General features: G+C 66.2%; 23 protein-coding genes. 20 read left to right on the top strand and 3 right to left on the bottom strand.

Annotation, left to right across the window (positions count from 1 at the left end):
• The first annotated feature begins 12 nt into the window (after positions 1-12).
• The 10 genes from IB232_RS18165 to IB232_RS18210 all read left to right on the top strand — a co-directional run bounded on the left by IB232_RS18165 (position 13) and on the right by IB232_RS18210 (position 10,161).
• Positions 13-1,248 carry a type II secretion system F family protein gene (locus IB232_RS18165; RefSeq protein ID WP_192399988.1) on the top strand — a complete coding sequence of 412 codons (1,236 nt, stop codon included), beginning with the start codon at positions 13-15 and terminating at the stop codon, positions 1,246-1,248.
• Positions 1,245-1,763 (top strand): hypothetical protein, encoded by a 519-nt coding sequence (locus tag IB232_RS18170; protein WP_192399989.1) that lies wholly within the window; start codon positions 1,245-1,247, stop codon positions 1,761-1,763. The genes IB232_RS18165 and IB232_RS18170 overlap by 4 nt, the downstream gene beginning before the upstream one ends.
• 17 nt (positions 1,764-1,780) lie before the next feature.
• Positions 1,781-2,269 carry a type II secretion system protein gene (locus tag IB232_RS23690; RefSeq protein WP_192399990.1) on the top strand — a complete coding sequence of 163 codons (489 nt, stop codon included), beginning with the start codon at positions 1,781-1,783 and terminating at the stop codon, positions 2,267-2,269.
• 22 nt (positions 2,270-2,291) lie between these two features.
• A complete protein-coding gene (locus IB232_RS23770) occupies positions 2,292-2,744 on the top strand; it encodes a pilin (RefSeq protein WP_192399991.1) in 453 nt (150 codons plus the stop codon).
• Positions 2,745-2,748: 4 nt separating this feature from the next.
• Positions 2,749-3,180 (top strand): prepilin-type N-terminal cleavage/methylation domain-containing protein, encoded by a 432-nt coding sequence (locus tag IB232_RS23695; RefSeq protein ID WP_192399992.1) that lies wholly within the window; start codon positions 2,749-2,751, stop codon positions 3,178-3,180.
• Entirely contained in the window at positions 3,177-3,632 is a 456-nt protein-coding gene (locus tag IB232_RS18190; RefSeq protein ID WP_192399993.1) for a prepilin-type N-terminal cleavage/methylation domain-containing protein, read from the top strand. Before IB232_RS23695 ends, IB232_RS18190 begins: the two co-directional genes overlap by 4 nt.
• Positions 3,632-4,513, top strand: coding sequence for a type II secretion system protein J (locus tag IB232_RS18195; protein WP_192399994.1), 882 nt, complete (start codon positions 3,632-3,634; stop codon positions 4,511-4,513). Before IB232_RS18190 ends, IB232_RS18195 begins: the two co-directional genes overlap by 1 nt.
• A gap of 43 nt (positions 4,514-4,556) precedes the next feature.
• Positions 4,557-4,919 (top strand): hypothetical protein, encoded by a 363-nt coding sequence (locus IB232_RS18200; RefSeq protein WP_225592385.1) that lies wholly within the window; start codon positions 4,557-4,559, stop codon positions 4,917-4,919.
• Positions 4,920-4,921: 2 nt separating this feature from the next.
• Complete coding sequence (locus IB232_RS18205; protein WP_192399995.1) at positions 4,922-8,968, top strand: DUF6701 domain-containing protein; 4,047 nt, start codon at positions 4,922-4,924, stop codon at positions 8,966-8,968.
• Positions 8,969-9,414: 446 nt separating this feature from the next.
• Positions 9,415-10,161, top strand: coding sequence for a substrate-binding periplasmic protein (locus IB232_RS18210; RefSeq protein ID WP_192399996.1), 747 nt, complete (start codon positions 9,415-9,417; stop codon positions 10,159-10,161).
• 149 nt (positions 10,162-10,310) lie between these two features.
• Here the strand turns inward: IB232_RS18210 and dbpA are convergent, their stop codons facing one another.
• The gene (gene dbpA, locus IB232_RS18215; protein WP_192400077.1) at positions 10,311-11,645 is read right to left on the bottom strand and encodes an ATP-dependent RNA helicase DbpA; all 1,335 of its coding nucleotides are present in this window, start codon (positions 11,643-11,645) and stop codon (positions 10,311-10,313) included.
• Between the two features lie 109 nt (positions 11,646-11,754).
• The gene (locus tag IB232_RS18220; RefSeq protein ID WP_192399997.1) at positions 11,755-12,642 is read right to left on the bottom strand and encodes an acyltransferase; all 888 of its coding nucleotides are present in this window, start codon (positions 12,640-12,642) and stop codon (positions 11,755-11,757) included.
• 132 nt (positions 12,643-12,774) lie between these two features.
• On the opposite strand from IB232_RS18220, the gene IB232_RS18225 reads away from it, so the two are divergent.
• From IB232_RS18225 to creB, 6 genes are all read left to right on the top strand, one after another.
• On the top strand, positions 12,775-14,019 hold the full coding sequence (locus IB232_RS18225) for an HD-GYP domain-containing protein (RefSeq protein ID WP_192400078.1): 1,245 nt from the start codon (positions 12,775-12,777) through the stop codon (positions 14,017-14,019).
• 230 nt (positions 14,020-14,249) lie between these two features.
• Entirely contained in the window at positions 14,250-14,417 is a 168-nt protein-coding gene (locus tag IB232_RS18230) for a hypothetical protein (protein ID WP_192399998.1), read from the top strand.
• 8 nt (positions 14,418-14,425) lie between these two features.
• Positions 14,426-15,256, top strand: coding sequence for a hypothetical protein (locus IB232_RS18235; protein ID WP_192399999.1), 831 nt, complete (start codon positions 14,426-14,428; stop codon positions 15,254-15,256).
• Between the two features lie 117 nt (positions 15,257-15,373).
• The gene (locus IB232_RS18240; RefSeq protein WP_192400000.1) at positions 15,374-16,486 is read left to right on the top strand and encodes a PEP-CTERM sorting domain-containing protein; all 1,113 of its coding nucleotides are present in this window, start codon (positions 15,374-15,376) and stop codon (positions 16,484-16,486) included.
• Between the two features lie 37 nt (positions 16,487-16,523).
• The gene (locus IB232_RS23700) at positions 16,524-16,655 is read left to right on the top strand and encodes a hypothetical protein (protein ID WP_263863949.1); all 132 of its coding nucleotides are present in this window, start codon (positions 16,524-16,526) and stop codon (positions 16,653-16,655) included.
• 59 nt (positions 16,656-16,714) lie between these two features.
• Complete coding sequence (gene creB, locus IB232_RS18245) at positions 16,715-17,401, top strand: two-component system response regulator CreB (RefSeq protein WP_192400001.1); 687 nt, start codon at positions 16,715-16,717, stop codon at positions 17,399-17,401.
• Here creB and IB232_RS18250 read toward each other — a convergent pair.
• A complete protein-coding gene (locus IB232_RS18250) occupies positions 17,398-21,213 on the bottom strand; it encodes an AAA family ATPase (RefSeq protein ID WP_192400002.1) in 3,816 nt (1,271 codons plus the stop codon). The genes creB and IB232_RS18250 overlap by 4 nt on opposite strands.
• Before the next feature lie 243 nt (positions 21,214-21,456).
• Here IB232_RS18250 and creC point away from each other — a divergent pair, with 243 nt between their 5' ends.
• The 4 genes from creC to IB232_RS18270 all read left to right on the top strand — a co-directional run bounded on the left by creC (position 21,457) and on the right by IB232_RS18270 (position 24,755).
• A complete protein-coding gene (gene creC / locus IB232_RS18255) occupies positions 21,457-22,881 on the top strand; it encodes a two-component system sensor histidine kinase CreC (protein WP_192400003.1) in 1,425 nt (474 codons plus the stop codon).
• A gap of 84 nt (positions 22,882-22,965) precedes the next feature.
• The gene (locus tag IB232_RS18260) at positions 22,966-23,229 is read left to right on the top strand and encodes a hypothetical protein (protein ID WP_192400004.1); all 264 of its coding nucleotides are present in this window, start codon (positions 22,966-22,968) and stop codon (positions 23,227-23,229) included.
• 2 nt (positions 23,230-23,231) lie between these two features.
• Complete coding sequence (locus IB232_RS18265) at positions 23,232-24,227, top strand: hypothetical protein (protein ID WP_192400005.1); 996 nt, start codon at positions 23,232-23,234, stop codon at positions 24,225-24,227.
• 93 nt (positions 24,228-24,320) lie between these two features.
• Complete coding sequence (locus tag IB232_RS18270) at positions 24,321-24,755, top strand: CBS domain-containing protein (protein ID WP_192400006.1); 435 nt, start codon at positions 24,321-24,323, stop codon at positions 24,753-24,755.
• Positions 24,756-24,990 lie beyond the last annotated feature (235 nt).

Consider the following 24,990-nt stretch of genomic DNA (forward strand, 5'->3'; position numbering starts at 1 on the left):
GAGGGTTGAGGCGTGAGCCAGTTCCGCTACACCGGGCGCGATGCCCAGGGTGGCAAGGTCGTTGGCACCCTGCAGGGCGCCAGCAGCGACAGTGTGGCCAGCGATCTGCTGGCGCAGAAGATCACGCCGCTAACCATCGAGGAACAGGCCGAACAGACCGGCGAGGATGTGTTCGCCAGCCTGCGCGAAAAGCTGCGGCGCAAGAGCGTCGATCTCGAAGAATTGATCATCTTCTGCCGGCAGATGTACAGCCTGAGCAAGGCCGGTGTGCCGATCATCCGCGCCATCGGCGGTCTGGCCGAATCGCATCGCAATCAGTACTTCCGCGAAGTGCTACAGGCGGTGCGCTCCGATCTCGAGGGTGGCATGAGCATGGCCATGGCCCTGCATACCCACCCGAAGGTGTTCAACACCCTGTTCATCAGCATGATCAGCGTCGGCGAGAACACCGGCCAGCTCGACCAGGCCTTCCGCCAGCTGTCCAGCTATCTGGAGCTGGAGCGCGAGACGCGCAAGCGCATCAAGCAGGCCACCCGTTATCCGCTGTTCGTGCTCGCCGCCATGGGCGTGGCCCTGGTGGTGATCAACCTGTTCGTCATCCCGGCCTTCGCCAAGGTATTCGAACAGTTCAAGGCCGACCTGCCCTGGCCGACCCGGGTGCTGATCGGCACTTCGCAGTTCTTCCAGGACTTCTGGTGGTTGCTGGCGATCCTGTTCGGCGGCGCGCTCTACGCCTTCTTTAAGTGGATCGAGACCGATGACGGCGCGCTGCGCTGGGATCGCATCAAGCTGCGCCTGCCGATAGTGGGTGGCATCTTCGAGCGCATCGCCCTGGCTCGTTTCACTCGCACCTTCGCCATGATGTACAAGGCCGGCGTGCCGCTGCTGCAGACCCTGTCGATCAACAGCGCAAGCGTCGGCAATCGGCATATCGGCCAAGCCATCCTCGGCATGCGCGAGGGCGTGGAACGTGGCGAGGCGCTGACCCGCACGGCGTCGGCCAGCGGCCTGTTCACCCCGCTGGTGCTGCAGATGATGGCGGTGGGCGAGGAGACCGGCGCGCTGGACGACCTGTTCATCGAGGTCGCCGACTTCTATGAACAGGAGGTCGATTACGACCTCAAACAATTAGCTTCTGCCATCGAGCCGATCCTGATCGTGGCCATGGGCGTGATGGTGCTGATCCTGGCCCTGGGCGTGTTCCTGCCCATGTGGGAGCTGGCATCGGCGGCCAAGGGCGGCGGATGAGCCCGGACTACGAGGCCGACTATTGGGTGCGGCGCTCGCGGCTGTTCGGTTGGGGGCTGGCGCTGGTCATGCTGGTGGGCGTGGTGCTGGCGCTTGGCTGGAAGATCGCCGAGGTCAGCGAGGAGCGGGCCATGCAGGCCACCCGCGAACATTTGGCCGCCAGCCTGAGCAGCCTGGCGGCGGAACAGATGGCGAAGGACCGGGTGCTGGACGAGGCCTGGAGAAAGAGGAATCCGTTCGTGCTGCTGCGTTGGCAGCAGGACAACTACTGCGGCGAGCTGGCCGCAGACGGCGAGCCGCAGAATGGCTGCTGGTACTGGCTGCAGAACCAGGCCTGGGTGCTGTATCGACCCAGGTTCGCCGACGGATGGACAAGGGAGGGGAGTGAGGTGCGCGCCTGGAGGTTGTTGGCAGTTCCCGAAGGAATGCCGACTGCGTCACAATCCGGTCGAGGCGCCTTTGCCCTGGAGCTTGAAGCGGTCCCTGCCGTGGAATTGGCCGCGCAAGGGTTTTGAGTCACAGAGGAAGAAAGATGAAGAACAGCAAAGGCTTTACCCTGATCGAACTGGTGGTGGTGATCGTCATTCTCGGCATCCTTGCCGCGGTGGCGTTGCCACGCTTCATGAACGCCACCAAGGATGCCCATCGCTCTGCGGTGGAAGGCGCCGGTGGAGCGCTGGCCTCGGCGGTGGTGCTGGTACGTTCGCAGTGGGAAGTGAATCGCAGCAAGGGCGTGGCTAATCCGAACACGAATGTCGCAGGTTTCGGTGACGGCACGGTCGACGTGAACGCGTCTGGCTGGCCTCTGGGGACCGGAGGGGCGCTCAACTGCGTCCAGCTGTGGTCGGCCCTGTTGCAGGGTTCGGCTCCGACCGTCGCTGCTGCCGCCGGCACCGGCATCGACTATGTCGCCACCAGTAGTGGTAATGACTGCGTCTACACCTATCAGGCGGACGGCGGCAACGACACCATCACTTACGAATCCACCAACGGCACCGTGAACACGGTCTTCACCGAATAATCCAAACCGGGGATATGAAGAAATGAAAAAACAACAAAGTGGTTTCACCCTGATCGAGCTGATCATGGTCATCGTGATTCTGGGCATTCTGGCGGCATTTGCTTTGCCGCGATTTGCAGACCTGTCAGGCAACGCGCGTCTTGCGGCCATGCAAGGCGCTCTGGGATCGGTCAAGTCGGCGTCGGCCATCGCTCATTCCGCTTCTCTCGCTCAGAATCTCGCAGCTAACGCCGCGGTGAACTTGGAGGGTACGAACATCACCATGGTGAACAAGTATCCGGCGCCGACAACGGCCGGCATTGGTGCAGCAGCACAGCTGAGTGCTACCGACTTCACCTTCGTCACCACCACTGCCGATACTTTCGAGGTTCAGGCCAAGAACAAGACTGCGTGCTCGTTCAGCTACAAGATGGCCGCGGCCGACACTGCTCCGACCATAACCGAGAGCGCGCTGACCGCAGCTAACTGCAACTAAGCCCATGCGCGGCTTCACCTTGGTCGAGTTGGTGATGGTGATCGTCATCATCGGCATCCTCGCTGTTGTGGTGGGGCCGCGTTTCTTCAATAGGCAGGTGTTCGACGAGCGCTTGTATTACGAAGAGGCATTGGCCGCCGTGCGCTACGGACAGAAGCTGGCAGTGGCCAGCGGCTGTCTGATCCAAGTGAATCTGGGGGCAGCGGGTTACAGTGTGCAACAAGCAGCGTCGTGTACCAGCGGCGCATATACCTCTGCAGTGCAGTCGCCTGATGGTCAGGCTCCTTATGCCAAGGCGTTACCCAGTGGTATTGCTGTCACGGGTAGCAGTTTTCCAGTGGTTTTTGATTCGCAGGGTCGACCATCGGCGGCCGCCTCTGCCACGATCGGCAGTTTCTCCGTCAATGTGACGGCAGCTACAGGCATGGTGCAATGAGGCGCCAGGCAGGTATGACCCTCATCGAGCTGGTGATCACAATCGTGATTGTCGGCATCGCCGCTGCCGCGCTTTTCAGTGCCATGGCGGCCATTACAGGGCGCTCTGCCGACCCGCTGTTGCGGCAGCAAAGTCTGGCGATTGCCGAAGCTTATCTGGAAGAAGTCCTGCTGCAGCCGTTTCTCGACCCGAGCAATGCGGTATGTCCGGCACCCCCGGCCAGTCGGGCCACTTACGACAACGTCTGCGACTATAACGGCGTCAATGACAATGGTGCTCGCGATGCTCGTGGCCAGTCCATCGCCGCGCTAGCGGGCTATCGCGTACAGGTGTCGGTCGCGCCCCAGGCCTGGGCCGGCTTGGCTGCGGCCAATGCGCTCTACGTGCAGGTAACCGTGACCGATCCAGCCGGCCAGACGCTGCAGCTTGGCAGCTACAGGACGCGATACTGATGTCGCGCCTCCGTGGATTCACACTGGTCGAACTGGTGATGGTCATTGCCTTGTCCGGGCTGGTGGCGCTGATGATCAGCACCGTCCTGTCGCGGCCGCTTGAGGGCTTTGCCGGCCAAAGCCGGCGGGCGATCCTGGTGGATCAGGCCGCCGGTGCGCTGAATCGCATGAGCCGCGATGTGCGTCTTGCCATTCCGAATTCACTGCGTGTCTCGGCCAATGGACAAGCGGTGGAGCTGTTGCTGATTCATAGCGCGGCGCGTTATCGGCCCAACCGAGCCGGCGGCGAGGGGCTGAGCTTCTCCACCGCTGCCGCCGGTAGCTGTGGCAGCTCGACTGTTGGTGGGCGCTGCGACAGCGTGCAGGTGTTGGATGCCGGCATCAATCCGGCCGGCGCCAACTGGATGGTGCTGTACAACGTTGGCGCCGTGTCGGGTGGGGTCCCTGAGCCGGGCAGTAACGTCTGGGGTGGGGGTAATCCAGGGGTGATCACCCCTACTGGCACTACCTTCAACGTGGTCAATGCCGCTCCGGCGGGAGAGAGCCAGATCATTCTGGGCAACCTCCCGGCCAGCGGTTTCCAGTTCACTTTCGCTTCGCCGCAGCGGCGTCTCTATCTGGCACAGACGGTTGTGGGCTATCGCTGCAGCGGCGGCCAGTTGCTGCGCTACAGCTACAACCAACTGCTGGGGGCGATTCCGAATACGCCGCCTGCGGGCTCCAACCCGCAGCCGGTTGCGGCCAACGTCGCTAGCTGCGGTTTCGTTTACCAGTCCGGCAGCACCCAGCGCTCCGGGTTGCTCGCCCTCAATCTGCAGCTCAGCCAGGCCGGCGAGAGCGTGCAACTGATGCAACAGGTCCACGTCGACAATGCGCCCTGAATCCATGATCCGTCGACAGGCCGGCTTCGGTCTGGTGGCCGCCATGTTCCTGATCATCGTGGTGGCGCTGGTGATCGCCGCTATGTCTCGCTTGTCGTCTGCTCAGCATGGCACCAACAGCCTGGCCATCCAGCAGGCGCGAGCCTATCAGGCCGCGAGGTCAGGCCTGGACTGGGGCATCACTCAGGCTATAAATGCTGGTAATTGTGCTGCAGGCAATCCCAGTCTGGCGGGTGGCAACCTGAGCGACTTCGCCGTGGTGGTCGCCTGCACCAGTTCCGGCTATACCAACGAGCAGGGTACGGCCATCACCATTTTTCGTTTTACCGCCACGGCACAGAATGGTGCGCCCGGAGGGCGCCCTGACTATGCCTTCCGACAATTGACTGCAGTAGTCGAGAGATAGCGATGGTCACGCAGCGATTCCGCTTTTCGCGCCTGATGCTTATGTTCTTCTGTCTGCTGCTACCGGGGCTGGTGCAGGCTGCCACCTATACATTCGGCCAGGGCTGGTTCTCCACTCACAATCCGCCGCCCTGCCAGAGCGGCAGTTGGAGCAACAGCGGCAGCACCTACGCCTGTAGTGGGAGGGTAGTGCTGGGCGCCGGAGATGTGGTGATAGTGTCGACGGCCTTTCTCGAGCCGCTCGACAGCATAACCATTGTGGCAACTGGTGGGTTCACCCTGGTGGGCAATACCATCGGTACTGCAGCCAAGAACATCTCACTGCGCACGGACTACAGCACCGTCACTGCAACGGGGACAAATACCATCAATGGTTCAGTGACGTCCGGCAGCGGAGCCATCTCGTTGGCGGGCACAACGCTTAACGGCTCGTTGCAGTCCAACAGCGGCTCCATCACCCTCAATGGCACGTCGGTCAGCGGCACCCTGACCAGCAGCGGTCAGAATAACCTGACCAACAGCAGCATCACTGGCGCGGCGAATATCAGCAGCTCGTTAAGTGCCACCGGAACCAGTTTCGGCAGTAGCGTGACGACTACTGGAACGGCGGACTTCAACGCTGGCAGCGTGGCGGGCAACCTGCAGTCTTCCAGTAACCTTACATCGATCAACGGCACCACGTTCGGCGGAACGCTGACCAGCACTAACGGCTCAGTTAGCCTTGGCGGCGGCAGTGTCACAGGGTTGGTTCGCAGCGGCTGCTGCCAGGTTACGACCAGCGGCACCAACCTTCAGGCGGGTGCACGCTCGGACTCTGCAGGATTGAGCATTACCGGCGGCACCATTCAGGGCGATTTCTATGCTGCCAACAATGCCGCCAACTTCAATGGAGTGACCATGACCAGCGGCACCCTAACGGGTGCCAGTACGGCAACCTTTACCAATAGTACGTTGGGCAGCTCTGGCACCTTGGTGACGGTGACCACGCAAAGCGGAGCAGTCAACCTCAATAACACCACGGCCTACGGCGACTTCACAGCGCCTAATTACTCGACCATTTACGTCAACAGCCCGAGCACGGTTACCGGTACCTGCCTGCCCAACTCGACTCCTGCCAATGCGTGCAAGGCGGTACCCACACCAACCTGTTTCACGGACAACTACAACCGTAGTGCTCTGGGGAGCGACGACTGGGCCGTGACCAGCCGCAATGGCTCATTCGGTGTGCCACGAATCATCAGCAACCGCCTGCGCCTGACCGACAACTCGGGGAACGTTGCCACTGGCGCGACCTTCCAGCGTCTGCTTCCGGCAGTCGACAACTTCGTCCAGGTGCAATTCAAGTACTACGCCTACAACGGCAGCGGCGCCGATGGTATCGCTGTGACGTTCTCCGACGCGGGGGTGACGCCGCAGCCCGGAGGCTATGGCGGCTCCCTGGGCTATGCGCAACTGAACGGTACCAGCGGGTTTGCCGGCGGCTGGCTGGGAATCGCGCTGGACGAATTCGGCAATTTCTCCAACCCTACGGAAACTCGCAACGGCGGCCCGGGTGCGCGGCAGGACTCGGTATCGATTCGTGGCTCCGGGGCAGGCACGACGGGTTATCGCTACCTGTCGGGAACTGCTGCCAATCTCAGCCCCGGGGTCGACTCCACCAGCACCGCCGTAGGTCCAGGGCATACCTATCGCATCACCCTCGACAGTCGGACCACTGGCAAGACCATGGTGACGGTCGAGCGCAATACGGGATCTGGTTTCGTGACACTGATTCCGACCTTTGATGCGCAGGCGCAGGCAGGACAAGCAGACTTGCCGAGTGACTTTTTCATGTCGGTGACCGGCTCTACCGGGGGCTCCAACAACATCCACGAGTTGGATGACTTCCAGATATGTGCTAACCGGATGAATCCGGTGGGGCAGCAGGTAGACCACTTCGAGTACATCTATTCCGGTAGTGCGCTTACTTGCAATCCGCAGTCGGTGACTATCAAAGCCTGTCAGAACGCGAGTTGCTCAAGTCTCTACACCGATCCAGTGATCGTGACTTTGAGTCCGACGGCTGCCTGGACGGCAACTGCTCCTGCCTCCATCTCGAGTGGGAACGTTCTGACCTTCTCCGGAGGCACTGCGACTGCACAGTTACGCAGCGCGGCTGGGGAAGTCACGGTCGGCGAGTCGAGTTCTATCCCGGCTGTCCGCCCCCTGAGTCAGAGGGTCTGTTCAACCAGTGGCTGCAAGATCACGTTCGCCGACACAGGTTTCCTGATCACTGTGCCTGACCTGATTGCCGGCAAGGAGGCAGAGGCTACCATCCAGGCCGTGCGCAAGTCGGATAACGCGGCGGTCTGTGTGCCGAGTTTCGATAGGGTGACTCGCGATGTGCGCCTCAATGCGACCTACAGCGATCCGACCACAGGCACCAAGTCGGTAGTGATCAACGGAACCGCCATTACCACTACGACCGTAGCCACTGCCGCATCGGCCACGCCGACCACGTTCAGTCTGTATTTCGATGCAACTAGTACGGTCTCTCCGAAGCCGAAAGTGCGCTACAACGATGCCGGGCTGATGACGCTGAATGCTTCTCTCGTCGATATCCCGGCGAACCCGCTGATAACCGGCACCGACCAGTTCGTCAGTAGACCCTACGGCTTATGCATCATGACGGGATCTCAGGCCGGGACTGATTATTCGGCGAGCTCTCCAGTCTTCGCCAATGTCAGGGCGGGAGACCTGTTCGGCGTGCAGATCCGGCCGGTGATCTGGACCAGCCAGACCGACGCGGCGCCACCCTTGCTGGCGGACAATATCTGCTGGGACAAGAGTGTTCCGCCAAACCCCATAGAGGGAACGCCCAACTATCAGCAGACCTCCGTGCCCTTGGGATTGGCGATTCTGGAGCCAGTCGGTGGCAGGGTCGCCAGCATCCTCGGGGCCGATATCGCCACCCCCGATCCCTACAGGTACAACCATCCGCTTGCCGCCAGCGGTGCGCCCAACGCACCGACAACGATTTCCCGCTCCATAGCCGAGGTGGGTGTGTTCCGGCTGACGGCAACGCCCCCGACATACCTGGGAGCCTCGATGGCGCATGCGTCAAGCCAAAGCGGCCGGGTCGGACGCTTCATCCCTGCATACCTGGGATTGTCCGGCGGGGCCGCGCTGACGCCAAGTTGCGGAGGATTCAGTTACCAGGGGCAGTCGATCAGCTTCGCGACCAGTCAGGAGCCGAGGCTTACGGTAACGGGCTACAACCGACAGGGCCAGGTTACGCAGAACTATGACCGAGGCGGCTTCTGGCGTCTGCCAACCCCAGCGCGTGACGCCTATGTTTCGGTGATCAGTGGGCGCAGCGGGTTGAATGCGCGGCTGACCAGTCAAGGAACATTGACTACTTCAGTCATCGATACCGTCCCCGGTGGGGACGGTCTTAAGACCTTCTCCTGGGCAGGCGAGCAGCTGGTATATGGCTTGACCAATCCAGTCACTCTTCCAGAAGGCAACGATTATCCCGTGGCTGCCGCTATCAGGCAGGGGTTCTCAATCGCAGCGCTGACCGATGCCGATGGCGCCTGCTATATGGCCGGCGGCTCGGTCTGCAATGCCTACAGCTTCGATTTCGGCGGCAGCGAAATACGTCTGGGACGTCTGCGCATCGGCAATGCCAGCGGCTCGGAGTTGCAGAGCTTGAGCCTGCCGGTGACGCTGGAGACTTGGCAGAACGTCGCCGGCGGCAGCTTCCAGCCTGAAACCGGGGATACCTGTACCGTGCTGGGCACTGCGGCGTTGGACGGCTACAACGGCAACCTGGCGGCGGGCGAGACGACGCCAACGACAGGGCAAATTGCGGCGGGCCGCTGGAACATATCGCTCAGTGCCCCCGGAGCCGGCAATGACGGTAGCGTGCAGGCCCGTTTCGACACCGCTGCGGCGTGGTTGCGCTATCCCTGGGACGGCGTGAGTCGCACCGAGGCGCGTGGTCTTGCCAGCTTCGGTACGTACAAGGGTGCGACCCCGCTGATCTTCCGCCGCGAGCTGTATCGCTGACCAGCATCGGTGCGGCCTGCACCAGAACTGAACGTGCCGTCAGGAAGCGATTCGGCAGTAAATCCCCGGCCGAAGTGCTGCGCTGCCGCCTCCTGAATGGCTCCAGGTCCGGAAACAGGGTCTCGGAAAGCAAAAAGGCCGCCTCTGGGGCGGCCTTTTTGCCTGGGGTGTAAAAGAGGGGATTCCCCGGCCTGCCTGTACCAAGGTCCCCAAAACTGGAGTTACCTGATACTAAGCATGAGGTGTGCCAGTTTTATTACGGAGCGCATTTGGCTGGTTTCCTGCTGCCAGCGTCTTCAGCAACGCCCGGAATTGGTGAGCGGCGCACAGCGGAGGGGCATGCAGGGAGCGGGTTGTGAGCGCTTGCACGCCCGCCGCCGGACAGTCGCGCGAGTGAGCCGGGAGATGGCTAGTCTTAGGAGGTCCCTCGTAGTCGGAAGTCGGGCATGAATCGGTTCCCTGGTATCGCGCTGCTGGTCGCCCTGCTCCTGGGAGAGCCGGCGGTGGCCGAGCACCTGCGGCTTACTGGTGACTCCTGGCCTCCCTTCACCGATCAGCGTCTGCCCAACAACGGCCTGGCTGCCGACCTGGTGAGCACGGCGCTGCAGCGTGCCGGGCATACCACCGAATACGTCGAGGTGCCCTGGGCGCGGGTGCTGCGTGGTCTGCAGCAGGGCGACTACGACGTGATCGTGGCCGCCTGGTACAGCGCCGAGCGCACCCAGTTCGGGCTGTTCTCCGATCCCTATCTGGTCAACCGCATCCGCTTCCTGCGCCGCGCCGGCATGCCCATCGAGTACGACGGGCTGGATAGCCTGAAGCCGCACAGCATTGCCGTGGTGCGTGGCTACAGCTACGACGCGGCCTTCGATGCCGCCCAGGGGTTGAGCAAGGTGCCGGTGCTGGAGTTCGCCATGGGCGCGCGCATGCTGGCCGCCGGGCGGGTGCAGCTGACCCTGGAAGACGAGCTGGTGGCGCAGTACCACCTCAATCGCGACCTGCGCGAGGTGCGCGATGCAATAGAGTTCGTCGAGGTGCCGCTGAGCGAGAACGGCCTGCACATTCTGGTGCGCCGTAGCCACCCGATGCACCAGCAGATCGTCCGCGAGTTCAACGCCAATATCGCGGCGATGCGTGCGGACGGAGGCTACCGGCGTATCTTCCAGCGCCATGGTCTGGCCAGCGGCGATTAGCGAGCGATTCCCTCTCCCTTCGGAGAGGGCGCCCGAAGGACGGTGAGGGAGTGGCGTGTTGATAGATCACCCCGGCCTTCGGCTTTGGCATCCTGCGGCGGTCTAGCTTCCTCATCCCAACCCTTTCCCTGAGGGAGAGGGGCAGGACCTCAGAGCATCCGCACGCGCACCGCGCGGCCCTTGATCTTGCCGCTCTGCAGGCGCTGCATGGCCTGCTTGGCGAGGTCGCGATCCACCGCAACGTAGGCCTGGTAATCGAAGATGGCGATCTTGCCGACCTTGTCGCCGGGGATGCCGGCATCGCCGGTCAGCGCACCGAGGATGTCGCCGGGGCGCAGCTTGTCCTTGCGCCCGGCGGCCAGACACAGGCTGTGCATCGGCGGCAGCAGCGGCTCGCCCTTGTCCTTCAGTTCGCCGAGCAGCTGCCAGGTCAGCGGGCTGCCCTGCAGGTCCTCGATGGCCTGGGCGCGACTGGCCTCGCTGGGGGCTACCAGGCTCACGGCCAGGCCCTTCTCGCCGGCGCGGCCGCTGCGGCCGATGCGGTGGATATGCACCTGGGCGTCACGCGCCAGCTCGACGTTGATCACCAGCTCCAGACCGGCGATGTCCAGGCCGCGGGCGGCCACGTCGGTGGCCACCAGCACGCTCAGGCTGCGGTTGGCGAACAGGGTCAGCACCTGATCGCGGTCGCGCTGCTCCAGGTCGCCGTGCAGGGCGGCGGCGGAAATCTTCTCCGCCTCGAGAATCGCCGCCAGCTCGTCGCACTGCTGGCGGGTGGCACAGAAGGCTACCGCCGGCTGCTTGCGGAAGTGGCGCAGCAGGCGGATCACCGCCTCCATGCGCTGCTTGCCGTCGATCTCGTAGAAGCGCTGCTCGATCTGACCGTCGTCGTGCAGAGCCTCCACCTGCACCCGCTCGGGATCACGCAGGAAGCGCGCGGCCAGCTGCTCGATACCGGCCGGGTAGGTGGCGGAGAACAGCAGGGTCTGGCGGCGCGCCGGGGTCTGCTCGATGACTTCGGCGATGCTGTCGAAGAAGCCCATGTCGAGCATGCGGTCGGCTTCGTCCAGCACCAGGGTGTTGAGGCCGTCGAGCTTCAGGGTGCCCTTGCGCAAGTGTTCCTGGATGCGTCCCGGGGTGCCGACGACTACGTGGGCGCCATGCTCCAGCGAGCCGATCTGAGGGCCGAAGGGCACGCCGCCGCAGAGGGTCAGGATCTTGATGTTGTCCGATGCGCGGGCCAGGCGCCGCAGTTCCTTGGCTACCTGGTCGGCCAGCTCGCGGGTCGGGCACAGCACCAGCGCCTGGCAGCCGAAGAAGCGTGGATTGAGCGGGTGCAGCAGGCCGATGCCGAAGGCCGCAGTCTTGCCGCTGCCGGTCTTGGCCTGGGCGATCAGGTCGCGGCCCTTGAGGATCAGCGGCAGGCTGGCGGCCTGGATCGGCGTCATCTCGGCATAGCCGAGGGCGGCGAGGTTGTCGCGCATGGCGGCGGACAGCGACAGGGAGGCGAAGGCGGTGGTCACGGGACGAACCTGGCGGGGAGGGCGGGCGCGAAGTGTAACAGGCCGCGCCGTCCCGCTCCCGCCGCGCCGATCAGACGCTGCGCTTCAGCTCGGCGATGCGGGCGTCCTTGTCCTGCCACAGCTGGCTGACCCAGGCCTGCACGTATTGGCGGAATTCCGGGTCGCCCTCGTAGTCGCCGGCCCACAGTGTCGGGTCCAGCTCGCGGGTGCGGATATCCATGATCACCCGCGGCACCTGGCCGCTGATCAGCTTCCAGAAGCCCGGTGGGCGCTGGCCCGGGTAGACCAGGGTGACGTCGAGTAATGCATCCAGCTGCGGGCCCAAGGCCGCCAGGGTGAACGCCACGCCGCCGGCCTTGGGCTTGAGCAGGTGCTGGTAAGGCGAGCCCTGCTGGGCCTGCTTGGCTGGGGTGCAGCGGGTGCCTTCCAGGTAGTTGACCACCGTCACCGGCAGGTCCTTGAAGCGCTCGCAAGCGCGCCTGGTGATCTCCAGGTCCTTGCCGGCCATTTCCGGGTGCTTGGCCAGGAATGCCTTTGAGTAGCGCTTCATAAAGGGGTAGTCGAGCGCCCAGAAGGCCAGGCCGAGGAACGGCACCCAGATCAGCTCCTGCTTGAGGAAGAACTTGAAGTAGGGCGTCTTGCGGTTGAAGGCCTGGACCAGCGCCGGGATGTCGACCCAGGACTGGTGGTTGCTGACCACCAGGTAGGAGCGGTCGCGGCGCAGGCCCTCGCCGCCGCGGATGTCCCAGACGGTCGGGGTGAGCAGGGCGAAGATCAGCTTGTCGATCTCGGCCCAGGTTTCCGCCACCCACATCACCCCGCGCGAACAGACGTTGCGCAGGCGCCTGCCCGGCAGCACCAGCTTGAGCAGGGCGATCAGCAGCAGCGGGCCGATCAGGATCAAGGTGTTGAGCAGCAGTAGCAGGACTACGCTAAAGGCGGTGAGCAGTCGACGCATGAGGACTCCTTGTCGCGAAGGCCGCCATGATAGCTGTAGACGAAAAAATAAAATCGCTAGTGGCAATGTGCCTTATCTGGTCCTGGCGTATCCTGCATGGCAGAAATCAAACAAAGCAGCGGCCCATCCATCGTGCTCAAGCGTATTGCCGTTTCCGAGCTGGTTCTCGGTATGTATATCCACGAGTTCTGCGGTTCATGGATGGACCATCCGTTCTGGAAAGGTCGCTTCCTGCTCGACAACGAGCGTGACCTGCAGCGCGTGCGCGACAGCGACGTGCACGAGGTATGGATCGACGTCAGTAAGGGGCGCGACGTGGCCCCGGGGCAGGCCAGCCAGAGCGTCGCCGAGGTCGAGGCGGAGACCGAGGCGCAGCTGCTCGCCGCTGACAGCCGTACCCCGCCGGCCCGCGCCAGCCTCGAAGACGAAGTGCAGCGCGCGATCAAGCTGTGCTCACAGGCCAAGGCGGCGGTCGTGCAGATGTTCAACGACGCGCGCATGGGCCAGGCCATCGCCCTAGAGCATGTTGGCGAACTGGTGCAGGAAATCTCCGATTCGGTGCTGCGTCATCCCAACGCCCTGATCAGCCTGGCTCGGCTGAAGACCTCCAATGAATACACCTATATGCACTCGGTGGCGGTGTGTGCGCTGATGATCGCCCTGGCCCGTCAGCTGGGGCTGTCCGAAGAGCAGGTGCGCGAGGCTGGCGAGGCGGGCCTGCTGCACGACATCGGCAAGATGGCAGTACCTGACGCCATCCTCAACAAGCCGGACAAGCTCACCGATGCCGAATTCGGCACCATGCGCGGCCACCCAGAGCAGGGCACGCGGATGCTGCTGGACTGCCGGCAGGTCAGCGCCCTGGTGCTCGACGTGTGTCTGCACCATCACGAGAAGTTCGATGGTACGGGCTATCCACATCGCCTGGCCGGCGAGCAGATCAGCCTGTTCGCGCGGATGGGCGCGGTGTGCGACGTGTACGATGCGATCACGTCCGACCGCCCGTACAAGAAGGGCTGGGACCCGGCCGAGGCGATCCGCAAGATGGCCGAGTGGAAGGGCCACTTCGATCCGCAGGTGTTCCAGATCTTCGTCAAGTCGGTGGGTATCTATCCGGTCGGCTCCCTTGTCCGCCTGGAGAGCGGCCGCCTCGGCGTGGTGCTGGAGCAGCACGAGAAGTCACTGCTCACGCCGCGGGTCAAGGTGTTTTTCTCCGCTCGCTCCAGGCTGCCGATTCCCCAGGAAGTGCTCGACCTGGCCAAGCTGGCCGGGCGCGACAAGATAGTCGCGCGCGAGTCCGCCGAGGACTGGGGCTTCAAGAACATCGAGGAAATCTGGTCCGGCGTTCCGGCCGGCAAGGGCTCGATCTTCGGCTGACCCCGCGGCGTCGGCACACGCCGGCGCATCAACCTTCCCTCTCTCCTGTGGTGGTGGCCAACGCTACCGCCCGTCGGCCCGTGCACGCCGGTTCGCCCAGGTGAACGAACGGCGAACGCTGGCTGCGCAAAGTGCCGGCGTGTCCCCGAGGCGCCGCCTTGCCGAGGGGGCACGGCTGGCCACCAGCGCGGAAGTCGGTGGCGCAATCCTTCAGGAACGAGGAACACACCATGCACCAGATATCGCTCGCCACCGTGCTGTGGCTGCTCTGCTCCATCACTTTGCTGGCCGCCGGCGCCAGCCACGCCAACACCGATGCGGAGCGTTCGACCGCGGGGGAGCGGGCTGCGGGCAAGCCGCACCAGCCGACCTCGATCAACGCGCCGCGGCAGCCCTAGGAGGCCTCATGTCGAGCAGATTGTCCGTACTGCTGTGTGCACTGCCGCTGCTGGCCTGGGCCTCGCTGGCCCAGGCCGGTGATGGCGCAAGGATGTTCGAAGGCGCGCCCTTCTATGCCCAGTACATCGTCGATTACTGGCGCCAGCCGGCGCTGGCCGTCTCTGCCAATCCTTCGCGCCAGGCGCCGGGCCGGACAGTGCAAAAGACCCACACCGGTGGCGGCCCGACCCAGGGGCCCGGGGTGGTGGAGCTGCGCGCCAAGCTGGCACGCTTGCAGGGCGAACTGCTGCGCCACCCGCTGCTGCGCGATCCACGGGGTTTCAGCATGACCGTCAGTGGCTCCATGGGGCCGGTGCGCGGCGGGCCGATGCCGGTGCCGGCCACCGGCGGCGTGGGTGTCGGTGCCTATCCGCTGAACCTCGATGACCCGGCCACCCGCCGCGGTGCCGATGGCCGTTACCACACGCCCGGCGAGGCGTCGTTCCTCGAAGTGCGGGCCAACGAGCTGGACGACCTGGACGGCCGCCAGCCGGTGGGACGCTGGAACGACATCGCCCTGGTCAATCGTGGCGACGGCTACATGCTGGTGCTGAACAACAGCGGCCGGCCGCTGTTCCTGGCCAATCCGCCGTATGGCTACAAGGTCAACCCGCGGCTGCTCGACCCCAGTCGGCCGGCGGGGGAGATCCAGTTCCTCACTGCACGGGTGTCCAGCCAGTGGCGCGGCGTGCCGCAGAAGCAGATGGACCCGGCCGGCACCATCGGTCGCATGATCGGCGTGCTGTTTCTCACCGACTGGAAGGCCCTGCTGCGGGAAATCGAGCCTTCGGCCCGCTAGCGAACGCTGTGCGAACGGTGCGCTGGAAAATGGGCATGGCAGGCGGTGCTTCCGTGTCGGGAAGCTGGAATCAGGGGAGCGCCGCCTGCTCTTTCGGTAAGTGAAACGGTGACAAGGATGAAAGACTTGCAGTATCAGGCCTGGCCCGTCAGCTCCGCGCTGACCGCTCGGCTGCTCGCGACGGAGCCCGAGTTCATAGGTCTGGAACGTATTGCCGGGCCGGCCGGCGATGGCTACCTGCGGGTGACCGCGGTGAGCGCCGACGGCCTACACGTGGTCGGCATGCTGGCCGATCCGGCGGATGCGCTGAGCCTGCGCGCGTTCGTCTGGACTCGCGCTGGCGGCCTGCACAAGCTCAATGGCCTCAACAGTGGCCGCTACTGTGCGGCCGAGGCCATCAGCGCCTACGGGCGGGTGGTGGTGGGCACCGCCGAAGATGGCGATGCCGAGGGCGCCGATCGTGCCTTCCGCTGGACTCGTCAGGGCGGCATGCACAACCTCGGCGCGCTCAACTACGGACGCTACTCCCAGGCTTACGCCTGCAGCGCCGACGGTCTGGTGGTGGTCGGCGATGCTGCCGACGGCGCCATCGGCCATGCCTGCCGCGGTTTCTACTGGACCTTCGCCACGGGCATGCGCAGCCTGGGCACCCTGAGTGGTGGCCTGAGCAGTCACGCCTGTGCGGTGAGCGCCAACGGCCGAGTGATCGCCGGCTACGCCGACGATGGCGCCCGCGACAACGCGCGTCGCGCCGTGCGCTGGACCGAGCAGGATGGCCTGCGCAGCCTGGGCACGCTGAACGGCGGTCACTACTCCATGGCCACGGCGATCAGCGCCGACGGCAGCACCATAGTCGGGGTGGCCGCCGACGGCCATGCCGGCGAGGCTTTGCGTGCCTTCGTCTGGCGTGAGGAGACCGGCATGCGCAGCCTCGGTGGGCTGAACGGCGGCCTGGTCTCGCGCGCCAATGCGGTCAGTGCCGACGGCGCGGTGGTCGTCGGCGTGGCCAGTGACGGCAGCGCCGACGACGGCGAGCGCGGCTTCGTCTGGACCGCCAGCGGCGGCATGCGCACGGTCGAGGCCTGGCTCTACGAGAATTCCCTGGCCGCCGCCGCGATGCCGGTGGTGCAGGCCACCGGCATCAGCGCCGATGGCCAGCTGCTGGTCGGCCAGCTGGAGGGCGAGCGCGCCTTCATCGCCAGCGTGCGCCCGCGCTGGCCCCAGCTCTGAGTTCGGGCGCCAGAGACGGCGCCCACCCTTTCACCGCGTGTCACGGGCAGACAGGGATGTCGCCCACCTATTCCAGGAGTTCGCCATGTACGAGTGGTTGATCGCCGGCGGCCTGCTGCTGGTGTACCTCAGCGGTCTGTATGTCGCCGGGCCGGTCCGGCGCGATTGACGCCATGCGCGGCATGCGGCACCGTGCCCGGCAGTTACCGCCAGCCCCGCACGGAAGCCATGCCGCACATCCTTATCGTCGAAGACGAAGCCGCCATCGCCGACACCCTGGTGTTCGCCCTGCAGGGCGAGGGCTTCACCACCACCTGGCTGAACCTGGCCGAGGCGGCCCTGGAGTTCCAGCAGCGCACCCCCGCGGACCTGCTGATTCTCGACGTCGGCCTGCCCGACATCAGCGGCTTCGAGGCCTGCAAGCGGTTGCGGCGCTTCTCCGAGGTACCGGTGATCTTCCTCACCGCCCGCGATGCGGAGATCGATCGTGTGGTGGGCCTGGAGATCGGCGCCGACGACTACGTGGTCAAGCCGTTCAGCCCGCGCGAGGTGGCGGCGCGGGTCAAGGCCATCCTCAAGCGCATGGCGCCGCGCGCGGCCGAAGCGGTGGTGGGCGATGGTGGGCTGTTTCGCGTGGATGCCGAGCGGGTGCAGATCCACTACCGCGAGCAGTTGCTGGTGCTGACCCGCCACGAGTTCCGCCTGCTGCAGGCACTGCTGGCGCAGCCGGAGCGGGTGTTCGCCCGCGAGCAGCTGCTCGACGCCCTGGGCGTGCCGGCCGATGCCGGCTACGAGCGCAACATCGACAGCCACATCAAGAGCCTGCGAGCCAAGCTGCGGCAGGTGGCCCCAGACGCCGAGCCGATCCAGACCCATCGCGGCCTGGGCTACAGCTACAGCCCGCGCAGCGCCTAGCCGGCGAGCAGCGCCTCGGCCTGCAGGCGGTCCTGCGGGTCGGCGCTCGCGGCCTGCTTGGCCAGCAGCTCAGCCAACGCCGCGCGGTGCGCCGCCGTCGGCTGCCAGCGCAGGCGCGTCATCGCCAGGCGCAGGTGCCAGGCGTCGGCGCCCAGGTAGGTTGCCAGTTCATCGGCCAGTGTCAGCAGCGGCGCCACCTCTTCCACGCGCCCCAGTGCCAGCAGGGCCTCGACCCGCAGGCGCAGCAGCTCCGGCATCAGATAGCGGTCGGCGCGGCGCTCGGCGATCTTGCCCAGGCGTTCTGCCTCGCGCACCAGCTCGGCATGCCGGCCCAGGCGCAGCAGGGCGTCGAGCTGCAGGGTGCCGAGCGTGACCTCGATGCTCGACATGGACTGGCGATTGCCGGCCACGCCGCGCTCGATATCCGCCATGCCGCTGACATCGCCCTGGGCCACGCGGGCCCAGCCGGCCATCACATCGGCGATGTCGTGCCACACCTGCAGGCCGTTGCGCTGGCACAGCTCGATGGTTTCCGCGGCCATTGCGGCGACCTGCTGCGGGTCTTGGCGCAGGAAGTGGAGCATCGAGGTGAACACCAGCGAATAGCAGATGGCGTTGGCGAATCCGCCGGCGCGGGCATCTTCCAGCAGCTCCCGGCAGACCGCCTGCGCGCGCTCGGCATGGCCAGCGATCCACAGGCCGAGCAGCAGGTAGTTGCGCGCGTTGACCAGCGGGTCCTCGCCGAAGTCCCGCAGGCATTCCAGGCGCACCTCGGGCTTGCAGTTGGCGATCATCGCCTCGGCCAGCGCGCGGGTCTCGCGCAGCGGGCGGCCCCAGAAGGAGCCGACCAGGCAGCAGTTCTGGCCGATCAGCAGGTGTACCGGGCGGCCGGTGCGCTGCGCCGCCTCCAGTACCTGCAGGCCCAGCTCCTGCACGCGGTCGTGGGTCTGCTCGGAACCGGCGCCGCCCCAGATGCCGAACAGGGTACGGAAGCGCAGCTCGGGATCGTCGACCTGGGCGCCGAGCGCATGGGCGCGGGCGAAGGCCGCCAGGGTGGCGGTCGCGCCATAGCCGTCGGCGGAGTTGAGCACGGTGCCGAGGGCCAGTTGCAGCTCCAGCTCCAGGCGGTCGCGGCTGGCCTCGGCCGGCAGCTCGGCCAGGCATTCGAGGGCGCGCTGCAGGCATTCGGCGGCCTCGCGGTTGGCCGAGATGCGCCGCGCGTTGTTGCTTGCCTGCTGCCAATAGGCGATGGCCTCGGTGTGCCGGCCGGCCTCGCCGAGGTGGTGGGCGACCTGCGCCGGTGCATGCTGGGCGCGGGCCGGGAAGCGTTCGAGCAGCACCTCGACGATGCGCGCATGGGTGCGCCGGCGCTGGGCCCTGGGCTGCGACAGGTAGGCGGCCTGGTGGATCAGCGCGTGCTTGAACTGGTACAGGGTCTGCTGGCTGCCGGGGTTGACCAAGCCGCTGCGCAGCAGCTCCTGAAGTCGCTCGTGCAGCTGCGCCGGCTCGCCGTCGTGCAGTGCTTCGAGCAGCTCGATGTGAAATTCGCGGCCGATGCTCGCCGCCAGCTGGGCGACGGTACGGGCCGGGCCGAGGCGGTCGATGCGCGCCATCAGCAGGTCATTGAGGGTCAGCGGAATGCTCTGCAGGCGGTCGTCGCGCGCGCCCCACTGCACCAGCTCCTCGATGAACAGCGGTACGCCGTCGGCCAGGGCGAGCACGCGTTGCAGGTCGCCCTGGTCGATGTCGACCTGCAGGCGCGAGGCCATGCTGCGGGCCAGGTCCTGGCTCAGGTGCGGCAGCGTCAGCTGCTGGGCGCCGGCCTCGCTCCAGGGCTGGGCGGGGAACTCGGGGCGCGCGGTGATCAGGATCAACAGTGGGCGCTGCTCCGGCTCGCGCAGCAGGCGGTCGAGCAGTTGCAGGGTCGAGGAGTCGGCCCAGTGGGCGTCTTCCAGCACCAGCAGCAACGGCTGGCGCGGGTTGGCGCGGACGATGGTCAGGAGGATCTCCTGCATGCGTTCGCGCCACACCTCGCCGGGCATCGCCGCCACCGGCGAGCCTTCCGGCAGGGGCAGGCCGAGCAGGTCGGCGACCAGGTCGTGGCTCTGCGCATCCAGGCCGAATACCCGCAACACTTCGCACAGATGGGCGTAGCGCTGCGCGAGGCTGGTGCCGGGCTCGAAGCTGGCCAGGCTGCGGATCAGCTCGGCGCAGGGAAACAGCGGGTCGCTGCGGTGCTGCTCCAGGCAGCGCAGTTCCACCTGGCGGCCGGGCAGGGTGGCCGGCAGCCGCTTGCTCAGCTCGTGCACCAGGCGCGACTTGCCGACACCGGGGTCGCCGCTGAGCAGCAGACCCTGGCCGCGTCCCTCGTCGTGCACCTGCTGCCACAGGTCGAGCAGCCGTTGCAGCTCCTGGTCGCGTCCCACCAGCGGAGTGAGCTGCGGCTGCACGGCGAGGCGGTGGCGGGCGCCGCTGACCACCTCGGCGCGGTACAGGGTGCCGGTGCTGGCGCCTGGGCCGGCCAGGCCACGGTGCAGTGGCAGGCAGCGGAAATAGCCCTCGACCAGGCGATGGGTGACGCCGCTGAGGACCACCTGCTGGTAGTCGGCATGCTGGCGCACCTGCACGGCGATGTCCGAGGTGAAGCCGGTGGCATCGGGAATCTGCTGGCCCGGCGCGGTGACGATCTGCCCGGTGTGCAGGCCGCAGCGCACCTGGGCTGGCTCGCAGGCGGCGGCCAGCGACAGGGCGGCGAGCACGGCCATGCGCGCGGCGTTCTCGCGGGCATGCGGGTAGCCGAAGTAGGCCAGCAGGCCGCCGCCATGGGCCTGCACCACATGGCCGCCGTGGGCGCGGATCACCTGCATGCACTGGGCCTGCGGCGCGCCGAGCAGGGCCAGGGCCTCTTCGGGGTCGGCGCAGCCGGCGACGGATATCTCGCAATACAGCACGGTGACCTGGCGCAGCTCGGCCGGCGGTGGCGGCACGGCCACTGCGCGGGCTTCCGGCACCGGCGCCGCGGGCTGCAGCTTGCCATCGCGGATGTGTTGCTGCAGTGCCTGGCAGTCCTTGCTCGGGTGGACACCCAGTTCCTTCCACAGCTGGTTGCGGAAGCTCTCGTACTGCGACAGCGCTGCCACGCTCTGCCCGTTGCGTGCCAGCAGGCGCATCAGGCGCAGCTGGCCGCTTTCCTGCCAGGGATCCAGCTCCACCAGGCGGCGCGCGTGGGGCAGGGCGCGCTGCAGTTCGCCGCGCTGTTCGAACAGGTTGCTCAGGTGCTCCAGCAGGGCCAGGGCATGGCAGCGCAGGGACTCGCGCTGCAGCAGCAGCCAATCCTCGAAGTCCGGGCAGTCCGGCAGGTCGAGGCCGGCGAGGAAATCGCCGCGATAGAGCGCCGCCGCTTCCTCCAGCTCGGCGATGCAGCTCGGGCACTGCTGGCAGGCTGGATGGCTGGCGCAGCGCTGGGGCTCGCGGCGAAAGCGCAGCACGTCGATGTGGCCGTCGGGGAGGAAGCGCAGGCTGTTCTTGCTGGCGTCGAACAGTTCCAGGCCGGTGGGGGTTTCCAGCACCCGGCGCAGGTCGGACAGGGTGCGCCGCAGGTTGCCGCGCCACGTCTCGCTGGGGCTGGATTCCCAGAGCAGGGCGGCGAGCGTCTCGCGGCTGTGTTCGCGATGGTGCTCCAGACACAGGTAGGCGAGCAGGGCGCGCATCTTGTCGTAGTTGAAGCCTTCCAGCGGCTGTTCATGCCAGGAGGCGGCAAAGCTGCCAAGCAGGTTCAGGGCGAACGGCTGGGTAGGGCTGGCGGCGTTCATGTCAAAGCTTTCCCGGCCAGGGCGGCGCGGGCTCGGTGGCGAGTGGGGCAGATCCGGTTCGGTTGTGCGGTATGCTGGCCTTGTCGTTGAGCTGCCGATGCCTGCGGGCAACTGTCGGCCATGACCGCGGCATCATTCTGCCATCGAAGCCCACGGCCGCCCAGCCTAGCTGACCGTTCGGCCAACCTCGCACAGGGACGTCACCATGCACCACAGCCCCATGTCACAGCCGGGAGGGCGGCCATGCCGCTAGGCGTTCGCATCTTCCTGGTGTACTTCCTGTTCGTCGGCCTGGCCGGCTGGTTCGTGCTCAGCACGGTGATGGACGAGATCCGCCCCGGCGTGCGCCAGTCCACCGAGGAAACCCTGGTGGACACCGCCAACCTGCTGGCCGAGATCCTGCGCGACGAAGTGAAGAGCGGCCAGCTGGCCCAGGGCCGGCTGCCTGAGCTGCTCAAGGCCTATGGCCTGCGCCAGCCGCAGGCGCAGATATGGGGCGTGGAGAAGAGCGCGGTGAGCCACCGCATCTATGTCACCGACGCCAGGGGCATCGTCCTGCTCGACTCCAGCGGCGCCGCCGTCGGCCAGGACTATTCGCGCTGGAACGACGTGCTGCTGACCCTGCGCGGCGAGTACGGCGCACGCTCGACCCGCGAGGACCCCGCCGACGAGAACAGTTCGGTGATGTATGTGGCGGCGCCGATCAAGGATGGTGCGCAGATCATCGGCGTGGTCTCGGTGGCCAAGCCGAACCAGTCGCTGCAGCCCTATATCGAGCGTTCCCAGCGCCGCCTGGGCTGGCTCGGCGCCGGGCTGATCGTGCTCGGCCTGCTGATCGGCGGGGTGCTGTCCTGGTGGCTCAGCGGATCGCTGCGCAAGCTGACCCGCTACGCCCAGGCGGTCAGCCAGGGCCAGCGCGCCGAGCTGCCGGCCCTGCGCGGTGGCGAGCTGACCCAGCTGGCCCAGGCGGTGCAGAAGATGCGCACCGAGCTGGAGGGCAAGGACTACGTCGAGCAGTACGTGCATACCCTGACCCATGAGCTGAAGAGCCCGCTGGCGGCGATCCGCGGCGCCGCCGAGCTGCTCGAGGGCGACATGCCCGCCGAGCAACGCCAGCGCTTCGTGGCCAATATTGCCAGCGAGGGCGCGCGCCTGCAGCAGCTGATCGAGCGCCTGCTCAACCTGGCTTTGGTGGAACAGCGCCAGGGCTTGGAGGAGCGGGTGGAGGTGGAGTTGCACGATCTCGCCGACGGCCTGTTGCAGGCCCAGGCCGCGCGCATCCAGGCCGCGGGCCTGAGGGTCGAGAACCAGATCGAGGCCGGCCTGGTGGTGCCCGGCGAGCGTTTCCTGCTGCGCCAGGCGCTGGCCAACCTGCTGGACAACGCCCTCGACTTCACCCCGCCGGGCGGCGAGCTGCGCTTCAGCGCCGAGGCCGCCGAGGGGCACGTGGAGCTCGCGTTGTTCAACCAGGGCGAGGCGATTCCCGACTACGCCCTGCCGCGCCTGACCGAGCGCTTCTATTCGCTGCCGCGCCCCGCCAGCGGGCGCAAGAGCACCGGTCTGGGGCTCAACTTCGTGCAGGAAGTGGCGGCGCTGCACGGTGGCGAACTGGCCCTGTGCAACGTACCCGGCGGCGTGCGCGCCAGCCTGCGCCTGCCGCTGGCCTGAACGATTCGCGAACGCTGCGCCGCCAAGCTGCGGTTCCCGACTGCAGCGGCTCCTGGCCGCTGCACCATTCCAGGAGCCGCACCGATGATTCGTCCACTGTTCGCCACACTTACTCTCGCCTGCCTGCTGAGCGGTTGCACCGGCTCTGGGCAGAACGCCTTGCTTGGCGATGTGCTCAGCCGCGCCATGCAGGAAACCTCTCTCAGCGGTACTGACCAGGGCCTGGCGGTCAAGGCCGTGCAGGTGGCGGCGCAGAGCGCCGGCAACCGCGAGCAGAGCAGCGTCGCTCAGGGCAGCGCCCCGACGCCCAGCGCCGAGCCGGCCGCCGAAGACGCGGAGGTCTGGTAGTCATGCCCGGCCTGCGCCTGCTGTGTCTGCTGCTGGGCCTGGGCGGCAGCGCCCTGGCCGTTGCCGATGGCCTGAGCAGCGCCCGCGGCTCGGTCGCCCCGGTGGGGTTCGACATCCAGGGCAGCCCGTTGCCGCAGGCTCAGGTGCCGCAGTTGCGTGCGCGCCTGGACGGTCTGCTGGCGCTGCTGCGCCAGACCGGGGCACTGGCGCCGCTGCAGGGCTTCGCCATCAACCAGAGCATCCGCCTGTTCGAGCAGCCGGCTGCGCTGAGCGGCGCGCCATCCGGTGGCTGGGCGCACCTGCTGGTACGCCGGGTCGACCCGGCGCGCAGCGCCAAGGACCCGGCCAGCGGCGGTCTGCGTGGATACGGCGAGGGCCCGGCAATCGAGATGCGGGTCAACGACCAGGGCGCGCTGTTCGGCTACCCGGTGGGTAAGGACGCCCACGGCGATTACTACCAGCTGCTGGTCAAGCCGCGCCGGCTACAGGGCATGCCGGTGCTGCAGGTCGGCAGCAAGGACGTGGTGGTGGTGCACAAGGCCGGGCGCAAGCCGTTCGCCCATGTCAGCTGCCAGCGCTATCTGGAGGGGCTGCTGGCCGGTGAGCGCGAGCATATCGCCAGCCTGCAGCAGCAACTGGCCGAGGCCACGGATGCCGAGAGTCGCCATCAGCTAGAGCAGTTCATCCGCCAGTGGCAGGGCACGGCGGCGCAGAAGCAGGCCACGCTCGATGCGATGTCCGACGCCGAGCGGCGCTCGCCGACCTGCCAGAGCAGCGCTAGCCGCGGCCTGTTCGCCCCCTGCAGCGATCCGGGCGCGGTGTACTACGTGACCTTCGAGCCGGGCTACTTCCAGCCGGGCCTGCCGCCGAGCAGCGTGCAGCTGCTGACCATCAGCGTGGTCGGCAAGGATTTCCTCAACGACAAGACCCTGGGCCTGAAGGTGCGCCAGGCGGTTGCCCAGCTCGACCTGGCGGCCTTGCAGAGGAGCCTCGACTGAGCTGGGCTATGCTTCGTCACAGATCGAGCCAGCAGCATGGCTGGCAGAGATCCTGCTTGATGGGGACTAACAATCAGCCCGGGGAGGCGATGTATGAAGACCGTTGCGGAACTGCTCAGAACCAAGCCCAGCGCTTACGTCCACCACATCGCCCCGGAGGCCTCGGTGCTGGATGCGGTCAAGGAGCTTGCCGAGAAGAAGATCGGCGCGCTGCTGGTGCTGGCCGGCGGCCGCCTGGTGGGTATCGTCAGCGAGCGCGACTACGTGCGCAAACTGGCCGAACTGGAGCGCGGCGCCTTCGAGGCCAAGGTCAGCGAGATCATGACCGCCGAGGTGATCACCGTCGGCCCGCGTGACAGCGTGCAGCACTGCCTGCAGCTGATGACCGACCACCGCCTGCGCCACCTGCCGGTGGTGGCCGAGGGCGAGCTGATCGGCATGCTGTCGATCGGTGATCTGGTCAAGCAGACCATCGCCGATCAGGCCAGTCTTATCCAGCAGCTGGAGCAATACATCCGCGGCGAGTGACAGCGCGCCGTGCGTCGGCCATGCGTCGTTGAAGCGAGCCTCAGGATGCTCATTTACTCGCTGTAAACTCCGCTCCTTCGGCCCGCTGACTCGCGTTGCTCGCCCTGCGGACCAGCCTTCGGCTGTTACTCCCGTTGGTCGTTGCGCCTAGCCTGGCTCTAGCAACCCCGCTGTCAGATCCACACAAACTCCATAACCTCTCCACAATCCCCGCACGGCGCCACCATCGGCGCCG

Source organism: Pseudomonas sp. PDM15 (assembly GCF_014851565.1).
Classification (GTDB): Bacteria; Pseudomonadota; Gammaproteobacteria; order Pseudomonadales; family Pseudomonadaceae; genus Aquipseudomonas.